At 62.5% G+C, this 8,782-nt stretch carries 9 protein-coding genes; 7 read left to right on the top strand and 2 right to left on the bottom strand.

Annotated features, from left to right (window positions below):
• The 3 genes from GJ631_RS18585 to GJ631_RS10265 all read left to right on the top strand — a co-directional run.
• Positions 1 to 420, top strand: a 420-nt coding sequence (locus GJ631_RS18585; protein ID WP_231753946.1) for an alpha/beta fold hydrolase, incomplete at its 5' end; no start/stop codon positions are given.
• Positions 421 to 513: 93 nt separating this feature from the next.
• Positions 514 to 1,206 carry a type 1 glutamine amidotransferase gene (locus tag GJ631_RS10270; protein ID WP_156709062.1) on the top strand — a complete coding sequence of 231 codons (693 nt, stop codon included), beginning with the start codon at positions 514 to 516 and terminating at the stop codon, positions 1,204 to 1,206.
• A 76-nt stretch (positions 1,207 to 1,282) separates the two neighbouring features.
• Positions 1,283 to 2,443 (top strand): acyl-CoA dehydrogenase family protein, encoded by a 1,161-nt coding sequence (locus tag GJ631_RS10265; RefSeq protein WP_156709061.1) that lies wholly within the window; start codon positions 1,283 to 1,285, stop codon positions 2,441 to 2,443.
• Positions 2,444 to 2,455: 12 nt separating this feature from the next.
• Here GJ631_RS10265 and GJ631_RS10260 read toward each other — a convergent pair whose 3' ends face one another.
• Positions 2,456 to 3,241 carry a hypothetical protein gene (locus tag GJ631_RS10260; protein WP_156709060.1) on the bottom strand — a complete coding sequence of 262 codons (786 nt, stop codon included), beginning with the start codon at positions 3,239 to 3,241 and terminating at the stop codon, positions 2,456 to 2,458.
• A 178-nt stretch (positions 3,242 to 3,419) separates the two neighbouring features.
• On the opposite strand from GJ631_RS10260, the gene GJ631_RS10255 reads away from it, so the two are divergent.
• On the top strand, positions 3,420 to 3,809 hold the full coding sequence (locus tag GJ631_RS10255) for a RidA family protein (protein WP_156709059.1): 390 nt from the start codon (positions 3,420 to 3,422) through the stop codon (positions 3,807 to 3,809).
• A 250-nt stretch (positions 3,810 to 4,059) separates the two neighbouring features.
• Here GJ631_RS10255 and GJ631_RS10250 read toward each other — a convergent pair whose 3' ends face one another.
• Positions 4,060 to 5,814, bottom strand: a complete 1,755-nt coding sequence (locus GJ631_RS10250) for a Cdc6/Cdc18 family protein (RefSeq protein WP_156709058.1) — start codon at positions 5,812 to 5,814, stop codon at positions 4,060 to 4,062.
• A gap of 1,142 nt (positions 5,815 to 6,956) precedes the next feature.
• Here GJ631_RS10250 and GJ631_RS10245 point away from each other — a divergent pair.
• From GJ631_RS10245 to GJ631_RS10235, 3 genes are read left to right on the top strand one after another with little or no spacing between them, the layout of a single operon-like run.
• Entirely contained in the window at positions 6,957 to 7,598 is a 642-nt protein-coding gene (locus tag GJ631_RS10245; RefSeq protein WP_156709057.1) for an Era-like GTP-binding protein, read from the top strand.
• Between the two features lie 4 nt (positions 7,599 to 7,602).
• The gene (locus GJ631_RS10240) at positions 7,603 to 8,004 is read left to right on the top strand and encodes a DUF2073 domain-containing protein (RefSeq protein ID WP_156709056.1); all 402 of its coding nucleotides are present in this window, start codon (positions 7,603 to 7,605) and stop codon (positions 8,002 to 8,004) included.
• An 18-nt stretch (positions 8,005 to 8,022) separates the two neighbouring features.
• On the top strand, positions 8,023 to 8,778 hold the full coding sequence (locus tag GJ631_RS10235; protein ID WP_156709055.1) for a Zn-ribbon containing protein: 756 nt from the start codon (positions 8,023 to 8,025) through the stop codon (positions 8,776 to 8,778).
• Positions 8,779 to 8,782: the final 4 nt, after the last annotated feature.

Genomic DNA, 8,782 nt, shown 5'->3' with positions numbered 1-8,782 from the left:
GGCGACCGCGTCGACGGCGAGACACTGGCGACGCTGCATCCCGCCGACCCGACGCGGCTTCGGGAGTCGCTGTCGCTGGCGTTTTCCGACCGATTCTTCGCCGAAACCGGACTCGTCGACCGCATCGTCGAGTGGCGCCGCGAAGAAGACGCCACCGGCGAGGCCCGAACCGGACACCTCGAAGCGGCCCGCTCCTTCGAGGCCGGCCCGCTGTACGAACTGACCCTTCCGACGCTGGTGTGTCACGGCGTCGACGACCCCGTCGTGTCGCTCGATTCCGGACAGGAACTCGCCGAGGACCTCCCGCGGGGCCGGTTCGAGCCCGTCGAAGGCAAGCGGTTCTGTTTCGTCGAACACGCCGCGGCTGTGACGGACGCGATAGCCGATTTTATCGACGAGACGGCTGCTGACGACGATTGAGCGACGGTTCGGTCGGGCGAGCGGCGTCACAGGTCGACGCGAACCTTCCCGGCGGCGCGGCCCTTTTATCGATTCGGCCAGTACCGAGCGATAATGCGACCACGCATCGCGCTGTTGGACGCCTCCCACGGCGACCCGAACACCCCACGGAACTTCCGACGAGAACTCGACGCCGACCTCTCGGTGTTCGGGGTTTCGGAGGGCCGACTTCCCGAGGGATACGACTTCGACGGCGTCGTCGTCTCCGGGTCGCGGTCGTCGGTGTACGACGACGAACCGTGGATAGAGGCGACCAGAGAGTGGGTTCGCGGCGCAATCGAACACGACCTGCCGGCACTCGGCATCTGTTGGGGCCACCAGTTGCTCGCCGACGCCCTCGGCGGCACCGTCGAACCGATGGACGAGTACGAACTCGGCTACCGGACCGTCGAGCACACCGATGACGATATCTTCGATGGCGTTCCGGAGTCGTTCACCGTGTTCACGACGCACTCCGATGCGGTGACCGAACTCCCCGACGGGGCCGACCGCATCGCCGAAAACGACTACGGCATCCACGGCTTCCGTCACGGTCGGGTGTGGGGACTGCAGTCCCACCCCGAGTACGACCCCGAAACCGCCGAGGATGTCGTCCGCGGGAAGGACCACCTCGCCGACGAGCGCATCGAATCGGTCTGTGCCGACATTACCGAGGAGCGCTACGCCGAGGCGCTGGCGGCGAAGGGTGTTTTCGAAAACTTCCGACGAGCGGTGACCCCCACGCCCGAGCAGGCCGCAGGCGACTGATTTTCTCCTCGGTCGACCCTCGACAACTCCGACTGCGTGGCCGAGTGTTTTTGGTGGTGCACTCCAAGGGGTTGGTATGTTGGATTACGTGAACTTGGAGGCGGACCTCACCGAAGAAGAGCGGATGGTCAGAGACACCGCTCGCGACTTCGTCGAGGACCGCGTCAAGCCCGACGTCGGCGAACACTGGATTGAGGGCACCTTCCCGAAGGAACTCATCACCGAGATGGGCGAGTTGGGCTTTTACGCGCCGAACCTCGAGGGCTACGGCCTGCCGAACCTCTCGGAGCGAGCCTACGGCATCCTGATGCAGGAACTGGAAGCCGGCGATTCGGGGCTTCGCTCGATGGCCTCCGTGCAGGGTGCGCTGGTCATGTACCCCATTCACTCCTTCGGCAGCGAGGAACAGAAAGAGGAGTACCTCTGGGACCTCGGGTCGGGCGAGAAAGTCGGCTGTTTCGGGCTGACGGAACCCGAACACGGCTCGAACCCCTCGGCGATGGAGACCCACGCCGAAGCTGACGGCGACGGCTACGTCCTCAACGGCGCGAAAACCTGGATTACGAACTCCCCCATCTCCGACGTGGCTCTCGTCTGGGCGAAGGACCGCTCGGACGACGACACCGTCCGTGGGTTCCTCGTCGACACCGACAAGGCGGGCGTGACGACGAACAAAATCGAGGAAAAACTCTCGCTCCGCGCGTCGATTACGGGCGAAATCCACCTCGACGACGTGCGCGTCGAGGAAAGCGACGTGCTTCCGGGCGTCGAAGGCATGAAGGGACCGCTCTCGTGTCTCACGCAAGCACGGTTCGGCATCGCCTGGGGCGCCGTCGGCGCCGCCCGTGACTGCTTCGAGACGGCTCGGCAGTACGCCACCGACCGCGAACAGTTCGGCGGCCCCATCGCGCGGTTCCAACTCCAACAGGACAAACTCGCCGAGATGGCGACCCAGATTACCCTCGCCCAACTGCTCATCTACCGGCTGACCGACCTCAAGGAGCGCGGCGAACTGCGCCCGGAGCACGTCTCGATGGCGAAACGCAACAACGTCCGGATGGCACGCAATCAGTCACGCATCGCCCGTGAGATGATTGGCGGCAACGGCATCACCGCCGACTACTCGCCGATGCGGCACATGACGAACCTCGAAACCGTCTACACCTACGAGGGCACCCACGACATCCACACCCTCATTCTCGGCTCGGACCTCACCGGCTTCCAGGCGTTCCAGTAAAGCCGACGAGACTCAGTCTTTTTCCAGCGCCTCGAACGTCTTTTCGGCCCACCGAACGGCGAAATCGGCGCCGTGGTCGCGGTAGGCATCCGTGTTCAGCGCCGCGAACGGCGTCGGAATCTCGACGTCGTGTTTCACTGCGGCACAGGCCAGTTCGGCTCCGTCGGCGAAGTCGGTCCGCCCGCTCGCGACATCGCTGGAGAGTCCCGACAGCCGAGGTTCGAGGCGCTCGCCGGCGTCGACCCACTCCTCGTACAATCCCGGGTACTCCTCGGCCCAGTTCTCGAAGACATGGCGAGTATGCAGGCCGACGTAGGCGTCGAACAGCGCCGCGGCGAGTTGATAGGTGTCGGCCGACGACAGCGGCACCGCCTCGTCCAGCGCGACGTATCGGTCCTCGAAGAACCCGAGGAACTGTTCCGGGAGGCCGGTTCCGATTTCGACTACGGCGTTGGCGATGAGGAAGTCGATGAACCCCTGTGGTGACCCCTCCAGTCGCGGTTTGACGAAGACGACCGGCGGGTCGGTCTGTCGGGTCCACGCGACGCCGCCGTCGCCCGGCGCGCCGATGGTGAACTCCCCACCTGCGATTCGGTGGAGCGTTTCGGGTGCGTCGTCGGGAACCCACGCCTCTGGGTACGACAACGGGTCGAGCGAATCGACTACCGGGAGGAGGTTCTCCGCGACTTCGGGTGGAAGCGTCTCGAAGTCGCCCTCCGTGTCGAGGACGATTGCTCCGGGAGCCTCTGCTTCCCGGAGCGCTTCGAGTTCTCCGTCGAGTTCACGTGGTTCGAACATCTCGCTTCACGCCATCGAGATGACGACGAGCAACGCGAGAGCGACGATGACCGAGATGCCGACCGTTCCGAGGACGACTTTGGTGGCCTGACTCATATGCGAGCGTTCCGCGGGAACCCGTTTAAAGCCTTCAGTTCCGTCGCGTCGGAGTTATGCGGTCGGCGCTCCGGGGTGGCGTATGGAACGGAGCCGCATCTCCACGGGTACCGAGTGGGAACCGAAAGTCGGGTACTCGCGAGCGGTGGCGGTCGGAAATCGAATCCTCGTCTCGGGGACGACCGCGACCGACGAAGACGGCGAGCCCGTCGCGCCCGGCGACCCGGAGCGACAGACCCGCAGAGCGCTGGAAATCGTCGTCGACGCCATCGAGGATGCCGGCGGTCGTCGCGAGGACGTGGTACGAACTCGGATATACGTCGTCGACGCCGACGACTGGGAAACGGTGGGTGAGGTCCACGGCGAGTTCTTCGGGGACGTACGCCCTGCCTCGACGATGGTCGAGGTGTCGAGTCTCATCGGCCCCGAGTACGTCGTCGAGGTGGAAGCCGAGGCCGTCGTCGGCGAGTAAGGATACGATTCTCCATACGAAACGAAGGGGTTCGATGGAGGACGAGCATCCGCGAGCGAACGGAGTGAGCCGCTCGTGCCTGCGGTGCTTGTGGATGCTATTGTACGCCGAGCGATAGCGAGGCGTTTCACCACGCGAGCGCCGCAGGCGCGAGCGTGGGATCAAGGGCCGACCGTAGGGAGGCCCGCAGTGTCTTTTTCATCGACGTTTTTGCCGCGAGGCGCGCAGCGCCGAGCGTGCAAAAAGGTCGTTAGTTATCGAACCGCGCCTGCACGAACGGTTGGGCCTCCTCGACCTCGCCGACCCGGGAGTCAGACAGCAGGACGGCTTCGGTTTCGTCGAGCGGAACCGAGAGGCTGATTTCCTTCGTCCGGCCGTAGCGACCCTTCGAGACGACGACGGCGTTGACGATGCCCAGCATGTCGAGTTCGCTGATTAGGTCGGTCACCCGGCGTTGGGTGAGCACGTCGGCGTCGATTTCCTGACAGAGTCGCTTGTAGATGTTGAACACCTCGCCGGTGTTGATGTTGTGGACGCCGTTTTCCTCCAAGAGGATGGTGGCGTAGAGGACGAGTTTCGATTGGGTCGGGAGAGTTCGGACCACTTCGACGACGCGGTCGAGTTCGATTTTCTCCTGGGCGTGGCGGACGTGTTTCTCCTCGACGGTCTCGGTGCGGTCCCGTTCGGCCAGTTCTCCGGCGGTTCGAAGCAGGTCGAGCGCACGGCGGGCGTCGCCGTGTTCCTGTGCCGCGAAGGCCGCACACAGCGGAATCACGTCGTCCGAGAGCGTGTCGGGTTTAAACGAGATTTCCGAACGGTGTTGGAGGATGTCCCGAAGTTGGGTAGCGTCGTACGGCGGGAAGACGATTTCCTCCTCGCCGAGGCTGGATTTGACCCGCGGGTCGAGAAAGTCGGTGAACTTCAGGTCGTTGGAGATGCCCATAATCGATACCCGGGAGTTCTCCAGCTCGGAGTTCATCCGCGAGAGGTTGTAGAGCGTGTCGTCGCCCGACTTCTCGACGAGTTTGTCGATTTCGTCGAGCATGATGACGACGACGCGTTCGTGGTAGTCGACCGCGTCGAAGAACGTCGAGTACACCCGGTCGGTCGGCCACCCCGTCATCGGGACGGGTTCGAACTCTTCGAGGTCGTCTTCGAGGTCCCGAATCTTGGTTTCGACCGCCGCGACGCTGTCGAACTCGGTGCCCTCGAGAACGGAGGGGTCCGCCGCGGCGTCGTCACGAAGTTCGTCGAGTTCGTCGAGTCGACGCTCGATGTAGGCCTCGTTCTTCTCGATGAACTTGTTCGCGAGTTGTGCGAGCACGCGGTACTGGGTGTCGGTTACCTCGCAGTTGATGTACTCGACTTCACAGGGGACCTCGTACTTTTCGGAGGTTGTCTCCAACTCCTCGGAGACGAACTTCGCGCTGGCGGTCTTTCCGGTGCCCGTCTTGCCGTAGATGAGAATGTTCGACGGCGTCTCCCCGCGCAGGGCCGTGACGAGGATGGTCGCCATGTTGTTGATCTGCTCCTCGCGGTGGGGGAGTTTCCGCGGGGTGTAGGAGGGTCGGAGGACTTCCTTGTTCTCGAAGATGGGTTCGCCTTCGAGCAAGTCGTCGAACAGCCCACGAGAGGCCTCGTCGGTCTCCTCGTCGGCGGCGGCGTCGAGGTCGAGGTCCTCCAAATCGACATCCCCGGAGAACCCGTCGACGCTGCGACCCTGTGTGTCGACGTCCGTGGCGTCGACGCTGGCGTCGACGGCCGACCCCTCCGCTTCCGGTGGAGAATCACCGTCGTTTGGGGCTATTTCTTCGGATTCCGGTGCCGGTACCTCATCCGCATCAGTCGCCGGGTCGGTCCTCTCGGAGCCATCCGTCGCTGTCGAGGCCGAGTCGTCGGTGGAGCCACGGCTCTTCTCGGTGGTCGAGGTACCTACGTTCGAGTCGTCGGGTACCGCCGAACTATCACCTCCGTCAGTTGATGTGTTCGAATCGTCGTCTGTCATCGTTCTGAACCCCCCTGTTTCAGGTGGAACGTCACTGCGCGACGGCCGAGCAGGCCAGAGAGAGGCGATAGACGCCTGCTGTGTGGAATCAGGTCGAATTCGGCCGTCCAATTGATGCAGGGGAACCGATGGTGGAATGCGGTATTAAACGTTGCGGTGCGATTACCTGAAACCACGATTGATTCAGTCTCGACGGGATTGTATTCGGCCCCTCACGCTCGAGGGGTCGTGACGGACACGGGCTCAGTAGCTGGGTTTAGGACGGGCCTACGAGTGAATTCCGAGGAGGTAAGACGAGTGTAACGGTCGAATTCGGGACTCGCGGTCGCTGGTCGGGACCCATTTGAGAAGGTCTCGGAGCCGGTGAGATGATGGCGAGATAGCGGTGAATGAGATTTCCAGTTGATGCACGGGAAACGGAGGGGAGTACCCCCACACCCCTTCGTTTCGAGTGGAACGTGGAGAGGTGGGGAGGGGGTAGTCGTGGGTGGGACGTCTCCTAACTAGGTAAGATTTATATATAGTAGACTTAAACCAAAGCCGTACTAGAGAAGAAAGGAATTAGTCTAGTTGTTTTCCTTGTTGTGTTGCTAGGAATCTGGAGCTAGCAACCGAAATTCTAGTCTAGTTCGTCCACCATATCTAGATACACTAACAACTCCTCACCTCTTCTCGACACACCCCTGCCCCTTCTCACCGTTCCAGTTGAAACAAAGGGGTGGGGGTGTCTCGCCCATCGACTCTGCTTGAAGTCGACCGAGAATCCACAGGTAAACCGTCAGTGACCCAACCCACTGACCCAACCCACTGACCAGCAGTCACTGGTTGAGCAGCCACTGACCGAGAGGTCGCCGACCGAGTGCTGTCGGAGTTTCCCGCGTCGACCGTCTCGGAGTACGTGTGGTGCATAGTCTCGGAACTCGTGCGGTACATATCCGGCGATGAATACGGCGATGAATACGGCGACGCCCTTCGAGTGAGTCCCCCGATACGTCGGGATTCGGGGCTTACGTCGCTCGAAACGCCGAAGGTTCTGTCCGTTCCGTTACGTGTGTCTGACACACAGTTAAGTGAATGCGGTATGGTAGTACGTGCAGAGCGACTCCGATTTCGAGTCGAAATCGGGGCCGCGGGAGGATGAGATGGGACTGCTAACCGAACTCAAATCGAGTATTTCCCGGGCGACGTCGAGCCTGTTTGCGGGCAGCGAGCCGAAGCGAATCGGCATTTACGGCCCTCCGAACGCGGGCAAGACGACGCTCGCCAATCGTATCGCTCGCGACTGGACCGGCGACGCCATCGGTCCCGAGAGCCACGTTCCCCACGAAACGCGACGCGCACGTCGCAAGGAGAACGTGGAAATCAAGCGAAACGGCAAGTCCGTCACCATCGACGTGGTGGACACCCCCGGCGTCACGACGAAAGTCGACTACAAGGAGTTCCTCGAACACGACATCGAGAAGGACGACGCCGTCCGCCGCTCCCGCGAGGCGACCGAAGGGGTCGCCGAGGCCATGCACTGGCTTCGGGAGGACGTCGACGGCGTCATCTACGTCCTCGACGCGACCGAGGACCCGTTCACGCAGGTGAACACGATGCTCATCGGCATCATCGAGAGCCAGGACCTGCCGGTGTTGATTTTCGCGAACAAAATCGACCTCGAAGAGGCAAGCGTTCAGCGAATCAGCAACGCGTTCCCCCAACACGAGACGGTTCCGCTGTCGGCGCTGGAGGGAGACAACATGGACGAAGTGTACGACAAAATAGCGGAGTACTTCGGGTGACACCATGCCCGAAATAACCACCGACGACGACGGCGAGGGACTGGGCGACGGCATCCAAATCGACATGATAAGCGCCGAGCGGATGCAGGACATGCGGACCATGGAGAAAATTCGCCTCATCCTCGACGGCGTCCACGATGGCAACATCGTCATCCTCGAGGAAGGACTGGAACCCGAAGAGGAGTCGAAACTCATCGAGGTGACGATGTCGGAAATCAACCCCGACGGCTTCACCGGCATCGAAATCGAAACGTATCCGGGTGGCGACAGCGGCGACAGCGGGTTCCTCGGCCGACTCATGGGGAAAGACGAGCCGAACAAACTGACCGTCATCGGTCCGGCGAACCGCATCGAGACACTGCACAAAGACGAGACCCTCATCAGTACCCTCATCACGCGCACGTAACGCGCGAACCATCACCCTATGCCACACCAGTGTACCGGATGCGGCCACACGTTCGCCGACGGCTCCAAGGAGATGCTGTCCGGCTGTCCGGAGTGTGGTGGCAACAAGTTCCAGTTCCATCCGGAAGGTGAGCCGGTTCCGGAGAATCCCGAAGAGACTCCCTCGACCGAAGAGCCGCCGGAGTCACCGGAGACGCCGGACTCTTCGGTTGCGGAAACGGTCGGTCGTGCGACGACGAAAGTCCGTGATTTCGTCTCCACGAGGCCCGACGCTCCGAAGGACTCGCCCGACCCGAACGCGGAGTGGCCGAGCGAAACCGGGGCTTCGAGTTCGGAGACGGAGAATCCGTCGACGGCGGAGTCCGACGGCGAAATCATCGACGCCGACGCCCGCCGGAAACAGCGGGAGGCCGACGACGAGGACCACGCACAGGCGAGCGCCCGGAGCGACGTGGTGTCCTCGAACGAACTCCCCGAATCCGAGCGAGCGGGCGACTCCGACGACGGTGATGTCGGCGGATTGGCGGACGTCGAACCCGAATCCGGGGGTCGAGTCGTCAGCGAACCGTCCGACGAGGACCCCGACCTCACCGAACTCCGCGAGCAACTGAACGACCAGTTCGAGTCCATCAAAATCGTCGAACCCGGCCAGTACGAACTCAACCTCATGGAGCTGTACGACCGCGAGGAGTACATCATCGCCCTCCAGGAGAACGGCCGCTACGTCATTCAGGTGCCGGAGCAGTGGATGGGCGACGAACCGGGCGACCGCTGACCCG

This window comes from Natronomonas sp. CBA1123, assembly GCF_009741925.1.
Lineage (GTDB): Archaea > Halobacteriota > Halobacteria > Halobacteriales > Haloarculaceae > Natronomonas.
Note: the sequence above shows the minus strand (reverse complement) of the source record. Positions and strands in the feature narration are given on the sequence as shown.

What these genes read in the sequence shown, in the direction of transcription:
- GJ631_RS10270 (WP_156709062.1), top strand. Translation starts at nt 514, where the DNA reads ATGCGACCACGCATCGCGCTGTTGGACGCCTCCCACGGCGACCCGAAC.
- GJ631_RS10265 (WP_156709061.1), top strand. Translation starts at nt 1,283, where the DNA reads ATGTTGGATTACGTGAACTTGGAGGCGGACCTCACCGAAGAAGAGCGG.
- GJ631_RS10260 (WP_156709060.1), bottom strand. Translation starts at nt 3,241, where the DNA reads ATGTTCGAACCACGTGAACTCGACGGAGAACTCGAAGCGCTCCGGGAA.
- GJ631_RS10255 (WP_156709059.1), top strand. Translation starts at nt 3,420, where the DNA reads ATGGAACGGAGCCGCATCTCCACGGGTACCGAGTGGGAACCGAAAGTC.
- GJ631_RS10250 (WP_156709058.1), bottom strand. Translation starts at nt 5,814, where the DNA reads ATGACAGACGACGATTCGAACACATCAACTGACGGAGGTGATAGTTCG.
- GJ631_RS10245 (WP_156709057.1), top strand. Translation starts at nt 6,957, where the DNA reads ATGGGACTGCTAACCGAACTCAAATCGAGTATTTCCCGGGCGACGTCG.
- GJ631_RS10240 (WP_156709056.1), top strand. Translation starts at nt 7,603, where the DNA reads ATGCCCGAAATAACCACCGACGACGACGGCGAGGGACTGGGCGACGGC.
- GJ631_RS10235 (WP_156709055.1), top strand. Translation starts at nt 8,023, where the DNA reads ATGCCACACCAGTGTACCGGATGCGGCCACACGTTCGCCGACGGCTCC.